General features: G+C 50.3%; 23 protein-coding genes. 6 read left to right on the top strand and 17 right to left on the bottom strand.

What is annotated here, in order from left to right:
- Positions 1-650: 650 nt before the first annotated feature.
- Positions 651-833, bottom strand: a complete 183-nt coding sequence (locus NGAR_RS02680) for a zinc-domain-containing protein (protein WP_015018069.1) — start codon at positions 831-833, stop codon at positions 651-653.
- Positions 834-889: 56 nt separating this feature from the next.
- Between NGAR_RS02680 and NGAR_RS02675 the strand changes: the two genes are divergently transcribed.
- Positions 890-1,396 (top strand): dual specificity protein phosphatase 23, encoded by a 507-nt coding sequence (locus tag NGAR_RS02675; RefSeq protein ID WP_015018068.1) that lies wholly within the window; start codon positions 890-892, stop codon positions 1,394-1,396.
- 16 nt (positions 1,397-1,412) lie between these two features.
- Here the strand turns inward: NGAR_RS02675 and NGAR_RS02670 are convergent, their stop codons facing one another.
- From NGAR_RS02670 to ileS, 3 genes are all read right to left on the bottom strand, one after another.
- Positions 1,413-1,691, bottom strand: a complete 279-nt coding sequence (locus tag NGAR_RS02670; protein ID WP_015018067.1) for a hypothetical protein — start codon at positions 1,689-1,691, stop codon at positions 1,413-1,415.
- 38 nt (positions 1,692-1,729) lie between these two features.
- A complete protein-coding gene (locus tag NGAR_RS02665) occupies positions 1,730-2,068 on the bottom strand; it encodes a hypothetical protein (protein WP_015018066.1) in 339 nt (112 codons plus the stop codon).
- A 188-nt stretch (positions 2,069-2,256) separates the two neighbouring features.
- Positions 2,257-5,472, bottom strand: a complete 3,216-nt coding sequence (gene ileS / locus NGAR_RS02660; RefSeq protein ID WP_015018065.1) for an isoleucine--tRNA ligase — start codon at positions 5,470-5,472, stop codon at positions 2,257-2,259.
- A gap of 162 nt (positions 5,473-5,634) precedes the next feature.
- Here ileS and NGAR_RS02655 point away from each other — a divergent pair, with 162 nt between their 5' ends.
- Positions 5,635-6,018, top strand: a complete 384-nt coding sequence (locus NGAR_RS02655) for a hypothetical protein (protein WP_015018063.1) — start codon at positions 5,635-5,637, stop codon at positions 6,016-6,018.
- A 23-nt stretch (positions 6,019-6,041) separates the two neighbouring features.
- Here the strand turns inward: NGAR_RS02655 and NGAR_RS02650 are convergent, their stop codons facing one another.
- The 4 genes from NGAR_RS02650 to NGAR_RS02635 form a co-directional block, all read right to left on the bottom strand.
- Positions 6,042-8,135 carry a sodium-translocating pyrophosphatase gene (locus tag NGAR_RS02650; RefSeq protein WP_015018062.1) on the bottom strand — a complete coding sequence of 698 codons (2,094 nt, stop codon included), beginning with the start codon at positions 8,133-8,135 and terminating at the stop codon, positions 6,042-6,044.
- A 108-nt stretch (positions 8,136-8,243) separates the two neighbouring features.
- Entirely contained in the window at positions 8,244-8,549 is a 306-nt protein-coding gene (locus tag NGAR_RS19205; protein ID WP_148680864.1) for a zinc ribbon domain-containing protein, read from the bottom strand.
- Positions 8,503-8,715, bottom strand: coding sequence for a transposase (locus NGAR_RS02640; protein ID WP_015018061.1), 213 nt, complete (start codon positions 8,713-8,715; stop codon positions 8,503-8,505). Before NGAR_RS02640 ends, NGAR_RS19205 begins: the two co-directional genes overlap by 47 nt.
- Before the next feature lie 140 nt (positions 8,716-8,855).
- Positions 8,856-9,212: a hypothetical protein gene (locus tag NGAR_RS02635; RefSeq protein ID WP_148680862.1), complete on the bottom strand. Its 357-nt coding sequence runs from the start codon at positions 9,210-9,212 to the stop codon at positions 8,856-8,858.
- 71 nt (positions 9,213-9,283) lie between these two features.
- Here NGAR_RS02635 and NGAR_RS02630 point away from each other — a divergent pair, with 71 nt between their 5' ends.
- A complete protein-coding gene (locus NGAR_RS02630; protein WP_148680861.1) occupies positions 9,284-10,432 on the top strand; it encodes an RNA-guided endonuclease InsQ/TnpB family protein in 1,149 nt (382 codons plus the stop codon).
- A 118-nt stretch (positions 10,433-10,550) separates the two neighbouring features.
- Here the strand turns inward: NGAR_RS02630 and NGAR_RS18240 are convergent, their stop codons facing one another.
- On the bottom strand, positions 10,551-10,673 hold the full coding sequence (locus NGAR_RS18240; protein WP_266190405.1) for a hypothetical protein: 123 nt from the start codon (positions 10,671-10,673) through the stop codon (positions 10,551-10,553).
- A gap of 197 nt (positions 10,674-10,870) precedes the next feature.
- On the opposite strand from NGAR_RS18240, the gene ppa reads away from it, so the two are divergent.
- Positions 10,871-11,434, top strand: a complete 564-nt coding sequence (gene ppa / locus NGAR_RS02620; protein ID WP_015018056.1) for an inorganic diphosphatase — start codon at positions 10,871-10,873, stop codon at positions 11,432-11,434.
- On the opposite strand, the gene NGAR_RS02615 is transcribed toward ppa, so the two are convergent.
- The 3 genes from NGAR_RS02615 to NGAR_RS02605 form a co-directional block, all read right to left on the bottom strand.
- Positions 11,421-12,662 (bottom strand): AAA family ATPase, encoded by a 1,242-nt coding sequence (locus tag NGAR_RS02615; RefSeq protein ID WP_015018055.1) that lies wholly within the window; start codon positions 12,660-12,662, stop codon positions 11,421-11,423. The genes ppa and NGAR_RS02615 overlap by 14 nt on opposite strands.
- Before the next feature lie 86 nt (positions 12,663-12,748).
- Positions 12,749-13,306, bottom strand: a complete 558-nt coding sequence (locus tag NGAR_RS02610) for a hypothetical protein (RefSeq protein ID WP_015018054.1) — start codon at positions 13,304-13,306, stop codon at positions 12,749-12,751.
- Between the two features lie 112 nt (positions 13,307-13,418).
- The gene (locus NGAR_RS02605; protein WP_015018053.1) at positions 13,419-14,054 is read right to left on the bottom strand and encodes a Snf7 family protein; all 636 of its coding nucleotides are present in this window, start codon (positions 14,052-14,054) and stop codon (positions 13,419-13,421) included.
- A gap of 120 nt (positions 14,055-14,174) precedes the next feature.
- Between NGAR_RS02605 and NGAR_RS02600 the strand changes: the two genes are divergently transcribed.
- Entirely contained in the window at positions 14,175-15,404 is a 1,230-nt protein-coding gene (locus NGAR_RS02600) for a TrmB family transcriptional regulator (RefSeq protein WP_148680860.1), read from the top strand.
- Positions 15,405-15,445: 41 nt separating this feature from the next.
- On the opposite strand, the gene NGAR_RS18235 is transcribed toward NGAR_RS02600, so the two are convergent.
- The 3 genes from NGAR_RS18235 to NGAR_RS02590 all read right to left on the bottom strand — a co-directional run bounded on the left by NGAR_RS18235 (position 15,446) and on the right by NGAR_RS02590 (position 16,582).
- Entirely contained in the window at positions 15,446-15,775 is a 330-nt protein-coding gene (locus NGAR_RS18235) for a transposase (protein ID WP_228369260.1), read from the bottom strand.
- Positions 15,693-16,106, bottom strand: a complete 414-nt coding sequence (locus NGAR_RS18230) for a transposase (protein WP_015018051.1) — start codon at positions 16,104-16,106, stop codon at positions 15,693-15,695. The genes NGAR_RS18235 and NGAR_RS18230 overlap by 83 nt, the downstream gene beginning before the upstream one ends.
- Positions 16,107-16,441: 335 nt before the next feature.
- Positions 16,442-16,582, bottom strand: coding sequence for a helix-turn-helix domain-containing protein (locus NGAR_RS02590; RefSeq protein ID WP_015018050.1), 141 nt, complete (start codon positions 16,580-16,582; stop codon positions 16,442-16,444).
- Between the two features lie 117 nt (positions 16,583-16,699).
- Between NGAR_RS02590 and NGAR_RS02585 the strand changes: the two genes are divergently transcribed.
- Positions 16,700-17,251, top strand: a complete 552-nt coding sequence (locus tag NGAR_RS02585) for a DUF192 domain-containing protein (RefSeq protein ID WP_015018049.1) — start codon at positions 16,700-16,702, stop codon at positions 17,249-17,251.
- On the opposite strand, the gene NGAR_RS02580 is transcribed toward NGAR_RS02585, so the two are convergent.
- Positions 17,232-17,714, bottom strand: coding sequence for a hypothetical protein (locus tag NGAR_RS02580; RefSeq protein WP_015018048.1), 483 nt, complete (start codon positions 17,712-17,714; stop codon positions 17,232-17,234). The two genes, NGAR_RS02585 and NGAR_RS02580, sit on opposite strands and share 20 nt — an antisense overlap.
- A 33-nt stretch (positions 17,715-17,747) precedes the next feature.
- Positions 17,748-18,605 carry a tRNA (adenine-N1)-methyltransferase gene (locus tag NGAR_RS02575; protein WP_015018047.1) on the bottom strand — a complete coding sequence of 286 codons (858 nt, stop codon included), beginning with the start codon at positions 18,603-18,605 and terminating at the stop codon, positions 17,748-17,750.
- Positions 18,606-18,704: the final 99 nt, after the last annotated feature.

The raw sequence follows: 18,704 nt of genomic DNA, 5'->3' as shown, positions 1-18,704 counted from the left end.
GTTACTTAGTCATTACCAAACATATATGCCGCAGAACATCAAGAACTCCTTAAAATTAGCAATACTCAAAACCATCTATGAAAGTGATTCATGGATATAATGGAGTTACCTCTACAACTATGATGCACTACCTAGTTTCCAAAGGATTTTACTTTTCTCCAAGGGCCGTTGGGATGGGACTGATGCGCTATGCCAAGCGCGGATTGCTTCATAGAAAAAGGATTGGCCACGAATTCATGTATATACCAACGATAGAACGTTCGCTGCATATGAGTATTATTATTTTGGCCATCCTCCACCTCCGCAGAAAATTAGCCTGTTCCTACATCTTGTCATGTAGCATATATGCTCGCTTTTACACCATTCATCTGAAATTCAGTCCAAGGTCACAGATAACGATCGTCTTGGCAGTATAGTTGGCTTGTGCTCAATCGAGGTATTAATGTATAATAAATAAAAAATATTTCATATTCAGGCTGAAAAAGATTAAAAGCTCCAATAGCCAAGCCTATGCATTGGAAGCTGAGAAGCAAGTCATTGAGTGTCCCCGCTGCGGGTTTGAAATGAGGAACCTTACAGCATGCCACATGATCTGCCAGAACTGCGGCATGCACCTCGATTGTAGTGATAAAGGCAGTGTCTGGTAGTAGCTAGAAAGGATTCCTGTCCCAGCTTGCCTGAAAGTTGTCGGCAATATCGACTGCCTTGCCCTTCATTATCTCGATATAGTCATCATAGGTAGCAGAAAAGCCGCAATGCCCACATTTTACCTCGGACATCTCGTCGTTCACCTGCGCCTTTCTGCCACACTCTGGGCACTTTGCCTCAAGCATTGACATGATGACTTTATGCGTATTGTTAATAAATTGTTGTTTCCCTTGGATAACTGTTGACAAAGATAGGTGACGCTTACCGGAGGCTCCATGGCATGGTAACAGACAGGCCCACCAACTTTAGCTGGGTCATAGAGGGCAAGCTGGCAGGTTGTGGCCTGCCAGTATCTGAGGACGAGTTTGGGTGGGTGATCGACCAAGGGATCAGGTCTATCGTCACCGTGAGAGAAGTCCCGCTGCCGTCAGATTGGTTTAATGGGAGCGATATTGACTACCTGCATCTGGCAGTCGAAGACTTTGGCGCGCCTAGCATCGAAGAGCTCGCGCAGGCAGTCGACTTTATCGACCAGCAGATAAGCAGTGGCCGGCCCGTAATGGTTCACTGCGCCGCCGGCAAGGGCAGGACTGGCGCTGTGCTTGCTGCGTACCTTGTCAAAAAGCAGAACCTTGCCGCGGATCAGGCCATTGACATGATAAGGAACATGAGGCCCGGCTCGGTGCAGTCGATATCACAAGAAACCGCGGTGTTGATGTACGAGAAATACCTGAAGAGTAAAAAGTAATGAGCCATATATTATATCATTCTGGAATGGAATCGACCTGCATCTGGCCGCTCTGGACTTTGACTGGCAGCTTGTGGTCATCTTTGAATATGAGCGTGATTTCTCCGCTACCCTCTTCAACGCTTTGCAGCTCCTGACCCTTTGCAGTGTTGCACGCTGCCAGATCGACTACCAGATCGCCGCTGTTGACCTTGATAAACAGGTACCTGTTATCCTTGAAGATTAGCGTGAGCTCGTCCTTGGTCTTTTCAAAATCGAGCAGCTCCTGCCCCTTTATGCCGTCAAACTTTGCCATTTCAGCTATAATGGAAAAACCAGATCTATTTAGATTTACTAGTCCACGATCTCTTGATCAAGACTTTCAAGGCAGAGTGACAGCAGCTCGTTACTCCTCTTCATTATCCACTCAGGGAACTGCTCAAAGGTAAAGACGAACTGCTGCTGAAAGTTGGGCGGGATAAAGCCGCCATGCGTAATGACCTGCACGACGACATACTGCTCGTTGACCGTGGCGATTTCTTCTTCTGCAGAGTGATCCACTTCCTCGATGGTATGCCGATAAAGCACCACCGGCTTTCCAGTCCTGCTGGCTATTATCGATGCCCTGCGAAGCCGGTCCCTCAGCCTGCTCATGACCCAGCTGTCAAGGGTTACCTGTTCGTTGGTGGTCAATCAGCGTACCGTACGAAAATATCTATTTAGAATAATATGCCAAGAATTATTGACTTGTCAAGCAATAATTTTTTTACTTGTACAGTAGGTGGCAATATTTTTACACCCCTACTCCCCTGTATCCAGACAATAGAAACGAGCAATATTACATTATAGCAGCAAAATTACGCGCCAACTTGTAAAAATTATTATTCCACAGATATTCTGAATTCCCTGCCGTCAATCTCGACAGTTTTATAGTTTACCTTGTTATCTAGGGGTTCTTTTGACAGCGAGACATTTTTCACGCGCACAAGGTATGTCAGCTCGTCCTTCATGGCGGATAGGGCCGCGATCTCTTCGGCTTCAAGGCCAGCGACATACGCTGCGTCGAGGATATCTGTCGGGTTGTACTGCCTCTCTTTGCGCAGCTGCTGGAGCTGCCTTGCCAAATCTCTTATCAGACCCTTGACCATCAGGTCCTTGTCTCGAGTAGTAGAGATGAAAACCACTAGATCGCCTCTTTCAGACGACGAGTATCCTTCGGCAGCCTTGTATGCAACCTCAACATCGGACGGGGACAGCTCGACTGTTTTGCCATCGTCGTAGGTAAGTGAGTAATTGCCTGACCTGAGCGAACCGAGGAGACGCAATTTATCTATGTTTTCAAACGCCTGAACAACCTTGCCTATATCGGCCTTGACCCTTGGCGCAACGTTCTTTCTTACAAGCTCCACACTGACAGAGATCGGCATCTTGCTGTCAAGCAGGCCGGCCACCTTCTCTAGCTGTGAGCCTGTAGAGATTTCCACTAGCCTGTACTGGCCCGCGTTGAGCTGGCTCTTTAGCGCGTCTGAAACGCCCTCGATATCAAGCGACTGCAGGCCTTGGCCGCAGATAATGACTTCCCTGATCGGCCAGCGCCTCTTGAGGCCTGCAAGGTTCCTTGCAGCATTGGCAAGTGATACAATCTCTTTGATCCTATCAAATGCCGATTCGATCTTGGCATTGACAAGTTTCTCATCGCGTCTAGGCCAGCTCTCAAGCAAAACACTCTTTTTCTTACCAAAGAAGCACGTCAGGTAGAGGTACTCTGTGATAAAGGGCGATAGCGGGTGAAGCATGATGTCGATCTGCATCAATACGTGGCCGAGGACAGAATACACTGCAAGGCGCCGGTCCAGATTCTCGGCGCTGTCATCCCATATTACGTTGCGGGTAAGCGGGATGTAGGTCTGGCTGAGGTGGTTTATAATAAATTCGTCTATAGCTTTGGCACCTTCATGGAAGCGGCAGCGAGCAAAAGAGTCAGTCACCTCGGCTATCAGCCCTTGCAGCTTTGAAAGGAGCCATACTTCAGTCTGACCAAGCAGGTTATTGTCTGCAACCCATTGCAGAACGTGTTTGCCCTGATCGAACTTGTCAAATTCGCTGTTCTGCTTAAAGTAGACGTGTAGATTGTGGAGTGTGCTCAGTATCTGGTAGGACCGTGTCCTCATCTCGTCTAGGCTAAAGTTCAGCGACTCGATGGGCGATGATTTCCACATAAAGTACAGCCGCACGAGGTCGACAGGGTTGTCGCTCAAGAGTGTGCGTGCTTCGATCACGTTGCCAAGGCTCTTGCTCATCTTGTTGCCCTTTTCGTCAAGCACGTGCCCCTGAAAGAGAAATGACTGGAACGGCGCCACTCCTGCTTGGTTCATGATGACGTTTTCCATCAGGAGCGTGTACGCCCAGCCCCTTGTCTGGTCGATGCCCTCTGTCAGAAAGGTCGCAGGTATAAGGTCATGGTATTCCTCATCGGTGAGAGATGCATAAGGGGCAGCGCCGCTGTTGTGCCAGGTGTCAAGTACGAATGGCTCGCGCTGCATGGCCGCGCCGCACTTCTCACACTTGATCTTGATCCTGTCAATCCAAGGGCGGTGGAGCTCAAAATTCGGCCCGTCGGGAAGCTCGATCGCATTCTTCACGATCTCTGCCCTTGAGAAGAGGGCATCCTTGTGTCCGCACTTGGCGCATGACCACACGGGGAGTGGGGTGCCCCAGACGCGCTCGCGTGATATGCACCAAGGGTGCTGCTCCCTGATTATTTCCACAAACCTGTTCTTTGGCGGCTCGAAAAAGTACTCGACATTCTGCGCAGCCTGCAAGGGCTTGTCGCCGAGCTTTTCAATAATGTAGAAATATTCGCGCCGGGCAAGCCACACGACCTTGTGGTGCGAGCGCCAGCACGTAGGGTACTGATGCTTTATCTTGCCCAGCTTGACAGAGGCACCGGCTTCCTTCATCGCTTGCACGACCTTCATGTCGGCGTCCCTGACAAAGAGATCCTTGAACGAGCCTGCCTTTTCTGTGAAAATGACCCTGTCGTCTATTGGCACAAAGATCGGGACGTTCCTCTTTGCCGCTACCTCAAAGTCCTCCTCGCCGTTTGCCGGCGAGAGGTGCACAAGGCCGCTGCCGGTGGCGGTATCTACGAAATCTTCTGCAACCACAAAGTGGATCGAGCCGTTGCTTGCAAGTTCCGCAAGTCCGGGTATCATGTGCAACAGCGGATGGATATAGTGCTTGCCGTCAAGCTCGCTCCCCTTGACAGTCTTTTCCACCGCGTAATCTTCAATCCGCAGCTCCCTCATCAGGTCCTGCATCCTGTCGGCTCCTACTACCCACCGCTCGCCGTTGGCGCGGACATAGTTGTAATCGGCCTTTGGATTTGCCCCCACCATTTCGTCCGTGACGATCGTAAAGGGCATCGTAGTCCATACTATCATGTACGCGTCTTCGTCTGCTAGTTTTACTTTGTAGTAGAACGATGGGTCTTCGACGGTTTCATAGCCTTGGTTCACTTCAGCGTTTGAAAGGGACGTCTGGCACGACGGACAGTATGCGACTACCCTGAACCACTCTCTTAGCACCCCGCTCTCCCACGCCTTTCTCATGTACTGCCACTCCCGCTCTATGTACGAGTCCCGGAATGTCCAGTACGCCTTTTCATAGTTGAACGATATGCCAAGCAGCTTGTCAACTGCGACCCACTTTTCGTTGTAAAAGTGGATTATCTTTTTGCAGGTTTCAACTATTTTTTCTACGCCTACCTTGCTGATATTTTCTGCCTTGCTGCCAGTCAGCCCAAGCTCCTTTTCCGCCTGCAGCTCTACCGGCAGCCCCTGCGTGTCCCACCCGGCTCGAAAGATCACTTTCTTTTTTTGCAACGTGTTAAAGCGGTACCAGAGATCCTTGATTATCCTGCCGCGGAGGTGCCCCGCGTGGGGCTCACCATTCATTGTCGGCGGCCCCTCTATGTAGCCGACGAGCTCTTTGCCGGCAAGCTCGTTCTCAAGATGAGCCCTTAAATCGAGATTATCGAGATAATTGCGAACCTCGTTTTCGATCGCCTTGGCGTCGAACTTGGTGCTAAATTCCATCTATGCGAATGTCGATAGCGCGGCCTGTGTTTATATTTTTGGTCGTGTGTGCTAACAGCTCGCCATTGAAGTTTGCAAACAGTAGAGCACCAATATGATGCTGCTGCAGCAGATCTAGTCCAACCGCACAGTATATGAAGCCAGCATACACTTACCTCTTCAGTGGCAGACTACCAGAAGATGTGCGATGAAGTCCTCCATCTGGACAGATCTATACGGTATGTAGGCTTGGCCGATCATCTTGGCAGCCTGATTGCTACCGTGTACAAGCCGGGCCTTGTCCCTCTATCCACCAAGGAAGAAACAGAAGCATACACCATACAGGCCATCCAGCGCATGGGCGTCATTCAGGGAGGCCCCAAAGTTGGAAGGCTGAAATACGTGGTGGGCAGGTTTGAGAACCTCATCAGGGCGACGATCCCAGTAGTGTCTGCCGGACACGACAAGTTCTACCTTATGCTGTCCATGGATCTGGCCTCTGATCCAATCAAGGTGATTGAAAACAAGGTGCTCCCCCGCGTAGAAAAGAGCATGATGCAGATCTAGCCCAAGAATTGAATTGAACTGAACTAAAGCGCCAGTATCGCGATAAATACTGGCACAAACACTATCGCGACCGTATTGAGCAGCTTGATGACAGTGTTGAGCGCCGGCCCGGCCGTGTCCTTGTACGGGTCGCCTATGAGGTCGCCAACGACAGCAACAGCATGGGCCTCTGTCTTTTTCTTGCCCTGCATTTCGATGTACTTTTTGGCGTTGTCCCACGCGCCTCCGCTGTTTGCAAGATGGTATGCAAGGAAGAGCCCGCTAACTACTGCGCCCATCAGCACGCCTGCCACCGCAGTCGGCCCAAGAAGTATGCCAGTTATGATCGGCGCAGCCACGGTTACAAGCGCCGGCTTCCACAGCTCCCGCAGGCTTGCGCCAGTCGCAATGTCGACGCACTTTGCATAATCAGGCGTGGCCTTGCCATCAAGTATGCCGGGTATTTCCTTGAACTGCCTTCTCACCTCGTCTACCATCTTTGATGCGGACCTGCTGACCCCTGCGATAAGCTGGCTGGTTACAAAGAACGGAATGAGCCCTCCTATCAAGAGCCCTATAACGAGCCCAACATCTGACAGCGAATATTCAAACGTCATTGCTGGGAATATCTTGTCTGCCTCGTGCTGGAACGCCTGTATCATGGCAAGCGCCGCAAGTCCTGCACTGGCTATTGCAAAGCCCTTTGTGATCGCCTTGGTGGTGTTGCCAGCCGCATCTATCTTGTCGGTTATCGCGCGGTTCTCCTCGCCCATACCGGTCATTTCCACGATGCCGCCGGCGTTGTCGCTGATTGGGCCGAAAGCGTCGATGCAGAGCACGATTCCCGCAAGGCTGAGCATGGCCATCGCCGCCATCGCTGTTCCATAGATGCCCACGAGTGGATCCTGTGTTATTCCAAACGTGATGCCGTATGAAATCCCAAGCACCACCACTATTGACAGCATGAAAGGCCCGGTCGACTGCATGCCCATAATTATTCCGGCAAGTGTGTTTGAGGCATAACCCCACTTTGTCGAGTCAGAGATCTCTTTCACAGGCTTGTACTTGTAGTTGGTATAATAGTCGGTAATCCTCTGTATGACTGGCACTAGTATCACACCTACGACCGTGGTCGCAAACAGCGCGTAGGACAGCACGTTGTAGCCAAGGAAACTTGTCGTGAAGAAAAAGTTGAGCGCGATCGCTATTGCGGCGCTCACCATGAAGGCGATATCAAGCGGCTTCATGGGGTCGGATATCTTCCTTGAAGTTATTGTCATGGCGCCGATTATCGACGCGATCAGGCCCGACGCCCCGATCAGCATCGGGTATATGACAAGCGGGTTTACCTCAATGCCAATTATTGGAAGCGTTGTCAGCGCAAACCTATCGCCGCCTATTGCCTGAAGCGATGTTGGGACAATGAGCGCGCCAAGCAGCATGGCGGCAAGTATCGTGACGATGTACGATTCATAGACATCAGAGCCCATGCCTGCTGCGTCGCCTACGTTGTCGCCGACGTTATCCGCGATTGTCGCGGGGTTCCGGGGGTCGTCTTCAGGGATTCCGGCCTCTACCTTGCCCACAAGGTCGGCTCCAAGGTCTGCTGCTTTTGTGAATATGCCTCCGCCGGCCCTGATGAAAAGCGCGATCAGGCTTGCACCGATTCCGACCCCGGCTATGGTTAGAGGGTCTGGAAACACAAAGAAAAGCACGGTGATCGCGATCAGCGCCATTGCCGGCACAGACAACCCTACTGTCGCGCCACCCCTAAACGCAGCTGCAAAAGCCGGCCCCAGACCCTTGGAAGTTGCTTGCGCAGCCCTCACCGCCGCCTTGACGGTGATTCTAAGCGCAATGAGCCCTGCGAGGCCGGATAGAGCAGCGCCTACCGCAAAAGCTGCGCCGTTTGAAAAGCCAGAGGCAAAGCCGATTATTACTGCAAGTGCAACTGCCACTGGTATGACTATCTTGAACTCGCGCCTCAAGAAGGCCATCGCTCCCGTCCTGACCGCCGACGATATGCTCATCATCTTCTCGGTGCCGCTGTGCTGCCTGCCAACCCAGCCTGCAAGGCCGGCCGCGACCGCCATTGACGCTATGGATGCGCCGATAGGGAGCATGTCTTCAAAGGCCATGTTCGCTGATTGTCAATGAACTAAATATATAAAGGCTGATGCGACAATGGTCGAAACTACAAGGTGAATATTATCCAACTTGAATTGTGAACTACCCATTACTGAGCTTCATACCTCCTCAAAGCAAACTTGCTTATCCGTTTGACAAGTAGAGGCGCTCTGCTGCTTCTCAGCATAGGCCTGTTCCAGACCCAATTTCAGAATATTAATAGCTGCATTCCAGTTCCTATCAATGACTAGACCGCAGCTATGACATTCAAAGATACGTTCGTCAAGGTCAAGCTTTTCTTTAGCAACTGTCCCGCATCTTGAGCATTTCTGCGAGTACCATTTGGATTGACAAGAATAACTTGTCCGCCGCGCTTTTCTACGTTGTAGGCAGTGTATATTCGCGCAGCTCTGCCCAAGTGGCATATATATCCATTATTGCTGATGCTAGAGAATGGTTCTTGACCATGTTATTGATGTTCAGTTTTTCAAATACAATGAGCGTATATCCTTCATCTGACAACATCTTCGATGTCTTGTGTACGAAATCATCACGCTGTCTTCTTATCAGCTTTCTCCATGCTTTTGACAAGGCTATTCTTGCCTTCTCTCTACTCTTGGAATCCTTTTGTTTTGTTTTCTAGATAGGATTCTCTGTAATCGCTTGATCTTCTTTACTTGAGCTTTAAAGTCTAGTGTATTTTGAATCTTCTTTCCATCACTCAAAGTCAGCTAGTTCAGCAGACCAACATCTATTCCAACAGGCTTTTTGTTTGTACCATGATCTGTAATAGGCTTGTCAATTCCGTCATCGATAATAATTACGCAGTACCACTGATTGACATCTCGAATTATAGTACATCTCTTCAATGTTCCAACAGGAATTCTATACATCTTGATCTTAACAGCACCTAAACAGGATGGTACTGACTTGCATTCTTTGAATCTCCAACTATTACCATACTGCGGATATGTAAAAAAGAGTTTTATCCTGATGGAGGGTACGGGAACCAAAGAAAACCCACGCCTTTTCAAGGGTGGGATGAATTTGGTTCCCGTCAATGAATCTTTTCCTCTACCCCACCCCACCCCGCCCTCCCGCCAAAGTGCCTGAGACGTTAAATAATAGAAGTAGCAATAGTGCTATGTAAAAAAATAAAATGACGCTTAACTACAAGTTCCGTCTCTATCCAACGAAAGAGCAGGAGCTTCTGTTAGAGCAGACACTTGATTGCTGCAGGTGGGTGTACAACTACTTTCTCTCACTACCATCGCCAATGTCAGAATATGACATGAACTATATTCTGACTGAATTAAAAGAGCAGCACCCTTGGCTTCACAAATACTACCACTCTAAAATGTTGCAGATGGTAGCAAAGCAGGTTGCAGCAGCTAGAAAGGTCGCTGTTGGCAGGCTTTCTTACAGAAAGGATGAAGATTTCAACGCTTTTACATACAACCAGTCTGGCTTTCGGATTGAGAAAGACAAGCTCGTGCTTTCGAAGATAGGTAGTATAAAGATTGTACTACATCGTCAACCTGTCAATGTCAAGCAGGTCACTGTATGTCGCAGTAAGACGGGAAAGAAGTGGTACGCAGTTGTAGCCTGCGATGTACTGCGCAGGCCATTTTCAACGATAATCAAATACACAAAACCAGCAGTAGGCATTGATGTAGGTATAACAAAGTTCTGCCATGACTCTGACAACCATGCAGTGGAAAATCCGCAGTTCCTGACAAAGATGCTAAAGCCATTGAAAAGAGCCCATAGAAGGCTATCAAGAAGGCAGATAGGCAGCAGCAACCGGGAGAAAGCAAAGCGCATGCTAGTCAGACTGTATGAACGCATCCATAACAAGAGAAAGGACTTTCTGCACAAGCTGTCAACGTACTACAGCAGCCGCTACGACCTGATATTTTTAGAACGGCTGAAAGTAGCAAACCTCACAAGGAACCACCGTCTTGCGCGCAGAATCCTGGACGCAAGCTGGTCTACCTTCAAAAATATGCTGCAGTACAAGGCCAACCGCGTTGTAGAGGTAGAGCCAGCATACACATCGGTTGACTGCTCGAGGTGTGGACACCCAGTACCAAAGTCACTGGCTGTACGTACACATGTTTGTACAGAGTGTGGTGCTGTGCTTGACAGGGACTACAACGCTTCTCTTAACATCCTCAAGCGAGGGTTAGAATCACTGATGATGACGATGTTGTTGCTACCGGTGGAACGCCGGGAAGTTACGCCTGTAGAGATTGCAATGCAGTCGAGGAAGCAGGAAGAAGAAGCCCACGTCTTAAGACGTGGGTAGTTCACACTTCTCTTTCCGTTTGAATCTTGGATATTTGGCTAGCTTTTTGAAGAATGCCTGATACGCTTTGTCTAGCCTGAGTAATACATCTTGCAGCACTTGGCTGTGCACCTGCTTGTTATCCTGCTTTCTCAAAGGTAGAAGATACATCTGATCCCAATACCCGCAAACTCCAATCGCAGCTTCTTTCATAAAGTGAATCATTGTATAGATGTCTGCAAGTTTCAATAGTATCAGTCATCATTTTTACTTGCTGCCTTTTTGGATATAGACGAAACCAGTATGTTCTGATCATATTATGCCTTGCTCTGATGATTATGTAATTCATCGTGGGAGGTATCTAAAATATCCGGTACTGACTTTATTGTTTTTATCCTACGGCGAAAGTCGAGGTTTTCTCATAAATTATAAGAGGGATACAGGTATGCCTAAACTACTTTGCATATTCCGCATTTTGTTCATACAAAAAATCTGCCCAGTGGCACCCCTGACGAGATCAACGTAGTGATCGAGGTCCCAAAGGGCAGCAGCATAAAGTACGAGCTGGACGCTGAAACCGGCGCAGTATTTGTAGACAGGCGCCTGTTCACGACTATGGTCTACCCCTGCAACTATGGGTTCATTCCGCGCACTCTAGAAGGCGATGGCGATCCCGTCGATGTCCTTGTGCTGGGCGACTACCAGGTAGTCCCGATGTCAGTTATCAGGGCGACTCCGGTAGGCGTGCTCTTGACAGAGGACGAAGAGGGCCCTGACGCAAAGGTGATAGCGGCGCCGATTGCAAAGATAGATCCAAGTTTTGCAGGTGTCAAAGACATCGGCGACGTCCCGCGCTACATCTTGAACCAGATCGAGCACTTTTTTGAGCACTACAAGGAGCTTGAAGATGGCAAGTACGTCAAGGTAAAGGGCTGGAAGCCCCAGCAGGTGGCCAAAACAAAGATATCAGAGGCCATTGAAAGGTTCAGGGCGCAAGAAGAAAAAGTAGTTAAAGCGCCTTGAACTGGTCGCTCCACCGCATGTAGGCCCTTATCATGTCGATGCTGACGGAGGGCTTCCTGATCTTTAGGATCTCCTTAAAGTCGAGCATGTTGATCGGCCTTGGGTTGGCGCCGGCCTCCATAGCCTTGCCGCTTTCAAACAGCTCGTTGACGACTCTGAGCTGCACCGACTGGCAGATATCCTTGATGTCGCTTGCACTGTAGCCTTCGCTCACCTTGGCAAGCTCCTCGACGCGCAAAGTGCCTTCCACGTTCAGCGGTCCCGTGTACTGTGCAAAGAGGTTGGTCCTCGACGCGGTGTCCGGCAGCGTGACATAGATGCGCTTTTGGAACCTGCGCAGGAATCCCGCTTCAAGGCTCCAAGGCTTGTTGGTCGCGCCAATGACGTACAGCTGCGACTCTTTGCTCTTACCGTTGATGCCGTCCATTTCGGTCAGGAACTGGTTCTTGACGCGGACTTCGCCCCCGACTTCGCTGTTGCGTGTGCCCAGAAGCGAATCGATCTCGTCTATGAACAGAAGGACTGGCACGCCCTCGCTCTCGTTCAGGTTGCGCGCCATCTTGAACAGTTTTGAAATGTTCTTTTCAGCCTCGCCTAGCCACTTGCTCATCATCGAAGCCGCATCAACATTGATGAAGTAGCCGTCGATCTCTGCGGCTGCCGCAGCTGCAAGCAGGGTCTTGCCGCATCCCGGTGGCCCATAGAGCAGTATCCCACGTGGCCACCCAAGCGGGAACAGGTCTGCCCTCTTCATTGGGTAGACGATCGATTCTCGGATCGCCCGCTTGGCGTCTTCAAGGCCGATCACCTCGTTCCAGCTCACCTTAGGCTTTTCCTTCATGACCAGATCGTCAAAGTCCGCCTTGAGCGTCTCCACGTTGGCCGACTTGCTGCTGCCGGACGATGATGCCGCCGGCTTTGTCCCGTGCCCGTTTGAAGGCTCTTGCTTGCCGCTGCTGTTGTCTATATGGGTCGGCGGCCTTTCTTCCTCTTCAAGGCCGTGCGACATCTGGAGGGCTTTGATCCTGTTCTGGTAGGCGTTTGCTCTCTCCATGTAGACCTTGTTTAGCTTGTAATCTGGGTAGATCTGGACCAGCTTGACCAGCGCCTCTATTGCGCGCTGATACGATTGAATCGCCATCCCCCGTGACCCCTGAGAATCCAGCCGGATTGCCTCGGCTGCATACTTGCTAGCGCTATTTTCCAGTTCCTGTGGTGCGAGACTCATAATTACAGTTCAAGGCAGAATTGACTTGTGGCTTTGAATTACTTGGGTGTAAATCTATCTTGCCTAGCTAACAAAATTATTTGCACCTATGCCGGAACGCTTTCCGGCTCTTCTTCTTCCTGTTCCGGCACGGCCGCCGTTTTTTCTTCTTTTTCTTCCTTTGCCTCAATTACTGCCGCGCTGGCGTTGCCTGCCGCGATCGCTGCGACCGCTTCGGCAAGGATCGCTGGCTCTATCTCCTGCCTCAGGTCAGCCGGGAGCCCCGACGACACTTTGGAGATCGCGTCGTGCATCTCTTCCAGCGCTGCTTCGGCCGCCGGCATCATCTGCTCGATGTCATCCTTTATCTCGCTGACTGATGACGCAGCGCTGTCCATTATCATGACAAACTCCTCCAAGAAACGGGCAGACTCGATCTTTTCAGACATTTCGTGCAGGATCATCTCGCCGTTCTTGACCAGCTCAAGCACCCTGGTCAGCTCTTGACAGCTCTCTGTGCTGCCTTTTTCGTTGAGGGTAAAGTTGATCCGCGACTCGAGCCTTGAGCGCAGCATCCCCATGGCGTAGGCGTTTCGCTGGAGGCTGGCAAGCGCAGCGTTCGCTCTCTCCTTTATCGAAGCGTTGTTGCTCTTCTTGAACAGCAAATGATATGCTACTGCGGCGCAACTATGAAAAAATGAGGAAAAAGAGCAAAGTCAAAAGATGTTGGCAGTTTAGCTTTATAGCTTGCCTAGCCGGCCCAGCCATGAAGCCGGCCTAGGCAAGTTTCTGGGGTATCACCGGCAGATCGGGGATGCCGGGGAACTCGTCCTTCATCTTTTGCTCCACTACCGCAGATGCCTCTTCTATGAGGCGCACAGCCTCCTCGTTCGCAGTCTCGAAGTTGATAGTGTAACCGCCCACTTGGCCGGCATCGACCAGTATCCCGCTCAAGAGCTCAGAGATGACGCCAAGCTCGCCCTCCATCTCTGGCACGTGCGGCGTAAGGGACGACCTCAAGTTCTTTACCACCGCCATCGCCGGGCTCAGCACGATCACCAGATCGCCAAAGTCTGAAGCAGAGGACAGCCTAGCTACCAGCTTCTCAAGCGCCACCTTTGAAAGAAAGACCACCCTTGACACTTGCCTTGCCCTTGCAAGCTCTGACGACAGCACCGTCGAGTACTGGGCGTTGTTCTCCTTTATCGAAGTCACCAGCTTGCGGAATGCCTCCTCGTCCTTTGACTTGAGCACCCCGTGCAGCTCCTCAAGCCTTGAGATCTGCACCTGTATCTTTTTCTGCACCGCGTCGAGCCTCGGCTTTAGCGGACCGCCCGGCTTTGGCGGTGAAATGGTTTGATCGTCATTACTGCTGAGTATTGACTCGGATTTTACCCACCTTGAATTCATCATACTGCTGGTTGCATATGGCAGTTGAAATAATACTTGTCATGTGCCGGAAAGTTTTGTAACCGCGGTAACAGGGTCGGGCGGTAACAGCTTGACATTTTTTCGAACTTGGGCGCAATCTATTTGACCAATCGTTTTACCTTCATTTTCCTTTCTGATAGTATGGACGTGCTTACCACTACTGACAGTAATAATAATAGTAGCGATCTTCCAGACAGCCTTGAAGAATTTGGGCTTTCAAAATACGAAGCAAGGGCGTATCTTACAATGATAGGCAAAGGCTCCCTTGCGGCAAGCGAGATAGCGTACTATGCCAACCTGCCGCGTACAAAGATCTACCAGACGGTAAAAAAACTGGAAAAAAAGCGGCTGGCAGTGGTCTCGAAGCAAAAGCCGCTTATCTGCAGCGCCATCCCGCCAGAGGAGGCGTTTGCCGAGATAGTCAACCTGCATGAGCGCAGGGTAAAGAACATGAAAAAAATAGTCGACCGGCTGCAAAAGATAAATGACGAGGGCCAGCGCCCCAAGGGCTCCGAGGAGCGGCGGTACTTTATCTTAGATGCAAACTCTGCTCTGGAAAAGTTAGGTAGCCTGATAGCTGGGTCGCGCTCGTCAATAACTGCAACGCTTGACCAGTGGGGCCTAAGGTTGATCTCGCAGTGCAGGCCGTCCCTTGTCAGGGCGGTGACAGCAGGAGTGCGAGCCCGCTTTATACTCGGGCAACAGTGCATAGGCAGCGAAAGCATTTTCCAGCTGCCCGAAGGGATCGAGCTGCGGACAGGCGACGCGGCGATAAACGTAATAATAATCGACTCGACGCACATGGTGTCAGTCGACAGCAGCAACGGCAAGGCGGCACTCTTTTCCTCGACCGACTCGTTTGGGGCGCTCCAGTCAAAGAACTTTGAGGAGGCGTGGAGCAGAGCTGGCGAGGTAAAGTACCTGCTTGATACAGAGCCGGCAGTCGCCGCAAAGGCAGTCGAGCTTGCAAGGATTGTGGAAAACGGCCTATCGCTCAGGATGCTTGAATATGCTGTGGGCGGTGCGGATATGATGCCAGCCGAGCTTGTGCAAGACATTGAGGAAAGGTACGGCTTGAAGATATCGGACATGAGCGCTGCAGAGGTGATGGACCTTGTGGACTCGGCGCTAAAGATAAGCTGCCTTGGAGGGTTAAAGCATGACAGGAGCAACAACATCGTGAGCCTCCAGTCAAAGGTGGACAGCAAGCACGTACTTCCGTGGGCGCTTGTGCTCGGCTCGTACTTTAGGCGCGCCGGCAACGAGCCCCGCATCATGCAACAGGGCAAGAGCGCGCAGCTTGTGCACCTCCGATTATCGAGGCCGGTTTGACGTCAACTACCCATCGCTATAGCATGTGGGCTTGTTCCTGCTTAGGCGACTCTACACAGAGTCTCCACAGACGTGACTTTCCCATGTTGAATGGGTAGCTTTCTCAATGGAAGACCGAGCAGTTTCATCCCTCTCTGCTCGATATTGATGCCAGAGTTATGGTCGCGGTCAAGGACTGCGCCGCACCTGTTGCATTCATGGATACGCATGGCAAGCGTTTTTGGAACAAGGCTGCCGCATCTTGAGCATTCAACAGATGTATTATAAGGCTCAATCTCAACAAGTCTGTTAGCTTTGTACTCTAGCATTTGCTTGAAAGTGCCCCAGCTTGAATCCATAATGTGTCTTGCCAGATAGTGGTTCTTGTTCATATTCTGCAGCCTTAATTTTTCTATAAATAAATATCAAGTCGTAGTTTCTGCAATACCATGTTGATAGGTTATGCAAGAAATTCTTGCGCTTGTTAGCTATTCTCATATGCAGGCGCTGCAGCCAAGAAACAGCTTTTTTGTAATTCTTTGAACCTTTCTGCCTCCGCGGTACTTTCCTTTGCGCTCTTCTTAATGGCTTCAACTCCTTGCTCATGAATAATGGATTATCAATATGATTGCCATTAGAGTCGTAGGCATAGTTAGTTATTCCAACGTCAATGCCAACTGGCTTTTCATATCTGATTGTTGAATGTCTCTCAGGATTTCGCACGCTACAACAGCATACCACCTACTATCAGCTTTTGCCTTACAATAGTTACTCCTTTGATGTTAATTGGTCGCCTATGAATCCGTATCTCAATATGACCTATCTTTGCAAGCCAGAGCAAACACTTGCAAAGTTCTGATAAATGTTAAAACCAGACTGGTTGTACGTAAACGAGTGGCATTCACCGCCCTTTAACAATTGCAACCTACCAATGCCAGCGGCATGTCCTCTTTTCTTCAGTTCTTCCAGAGCATCACGCTCCTGCCACCTTTGTAGATATCATTTGAAGCATCTTGCTATGATAGTTTCAAGTATTGGCTGCTGCTCTTTTAGCTCTGTCAGGCATGGCTCATATCATTTCTGCTACGAAAGTGGTTAAGAATAAAATAGTTGTACACAATGCAGTTCACTTCTAGGACGGCTTCAAGCCTGGCTTCTTGCTCCCTTGTAGGATAGAGGCGAAACTTGAAGTTGAGCAATTATAGTTAGCAATTGTTGTCAATGGTTCCTAAAATAGGCTCGCTTTCAGAGAGCTAAGCATTTAGGTTTTCCTGCTCGCTAAGTAATAAATAGCGAGTGCACGTACTTTACCGGTAGTGCGCACAACCACGATAGTCGTAATCGTCGCTGCGGCAGCTGCCGGGATTATCGCCGGAGCGGTCCTGCTCGTCACTCCAGTTGCGCGCTCGGCTGAGCAGGCGGACAGTCCGCAAGAGATCATTATAGGCGGCGAGAAGACTCCGGATAACAGCACCGATGATGGCTACAGGCAGGTCAATGTCACCGTAAACGGCGTCAATCTGGTGGCCGATGTGGCTGAGACCAACGAGCAGAGGTCAAAGGGACTGACTGTCAAAGACACCCTTGGCGAAAACGAATCCATGCTCTTTGTGTTTGAGACATCACAAAAGTATCCATTCTGGATGCCGCCTGAAATGAAGTTTCCAATCGACATCATGTGGCTTGACAGCAACAAGACAGTAGTCTACATCGAAGAGAGCGCGCAACCCTGCGAGATCTACCCGCCTATTTCCTGCCCCAACTATGTGCCTGACGAGGACGCGCAGTATGTGCTAGAGACAGTAGCCGGCTTTGCTCGAAAATACAACGTCATTGAGGGCACGCAAGTCAAGTTTGATGATGCTTGAACAATTTTACCAGCTTCGCCATCGAGTTTATAGCAACAAAGAACACCCCCCAGGCGATAAGGGAGCTTGCCATTGATGCTTCGTAGGGCTGATTCCCAGCTTGAAGCAGCCAGTACTGCATCGCCACCTTGGTCACCGAGTATATCACCTCGGAGACGGAAAAGGCGGCAAAGAGCTTTTTTATGTCCTGCATTATCTGGCGCGAGTCGCGCCTACCGGTAGCAGGGTCGACGTACTTGCTCCGGTTGTTGATGTAGAACAACATTGCAAAAACCGGGATGTAGATCCCGTACTCTACTACAAGCGCAAGTGCAGAGTTTGCTAGGTCGTTGCTGTCATACTGCGCATACAGCTCTGACACATAGGCGCTTGCGAAAAAAGAGCCGGCACCGGCAATTATCAGGTTCCTGTTAAAGAGTATGGAATCCATGTACTTGCGAATAAAGCCGGCGGCCTTGGTCATTGGCGAATTTCTGAAGGAATCTACTGCTATTAATCATTCGTCTCTGTTTTCTTCGTCGTTTTCTTCAGCGCCTTCTTCCTCAGCAATAGCTTCTGCTTCGACCCTTTCCTGAAGCTTCTGCACCTTGCGCGCAAATACGAGGTACGTCGTATGCCCGATCATCCTCATCGACGGCCGGGTCATGCCCTCTCTTGCTTCTATGTTGCGGATCATCAGCTCTACGCAGTCAATGTCGGCATAGCCGCTCTTTTTCAGCTCTGTCGCCGTTTTTTCAATCTGGTTCATGGTCGGGCAAATGGCTACAAACGCGCCGCTGCCTTTCAGCGCATCGTGCACTTGATCAAGCACGGTCCACGGGTCTCCAAGGTCGACTATTGCAATGTCGGCGTCCCGGACATCGACTCCTTGGTGCGGGTCGTGCTGGTGCAGGGTCACGTATTGCGACATGCCGGCCTTCTCCAAGTTGCGCCTTGCTATATCCATGAATTCCGGGTTGACGTCAAAACTGTAAATGTGGCCGTCTGGCTTGACGATGCTTGCCATGAATGTCGCAAGTGCGCCGCTGCCGGTGCCGACTTCGAGCACCTTGGAGCCGTTCTTGAGGCCGGTGCGAGCGGCGATGTATCCCAGATCTTTTGGGTAGACTATTTGGGTCCGACGCTCTGACTTCATGATAAAGTCATGGATCGTGGGCTCTATGAGAAAGACCAGCTTGCCCTCAGTGGTCCGGATGGCCGACCCGTACTCCATGCCAATTGTGGCAGAAATGTCGATGATGCCAAGATGGGTGTGGAGCTTTTTGTCCTGCGTCACCTTGGTGAGCCACTTTTTGCGCGGCGTGTGAAACAGCAGCACGTATGAGCCTTCCTCGATCTTTGCCAAGATATTCATTCGGATAGCAAGCAGAGAGAGAATAAAAATCAATCTAAAAAGCGTAGATGCGCTATAGTTTCTATTCACATAACAAATAACTAATGCCTGCAGGGGTTT

Origin of the sequence: Candidatus Nitrososphaera gargensis Ga9.2 (assembly GCF_000303155.1) — an archaeon.
Classification (GTDB): Archaea; Thermoproteota; Nitrososphaeria; order Nitrososphaerales; family Nitrososphaeraceae; genus Nitrososphaera; species Nitrososphaera gargensis.
The sequence above is the reverse complement of the archived record's forward strand: the minus strand, read 5'-3'. Positions and strand labels throughout refer to the sequence as shown.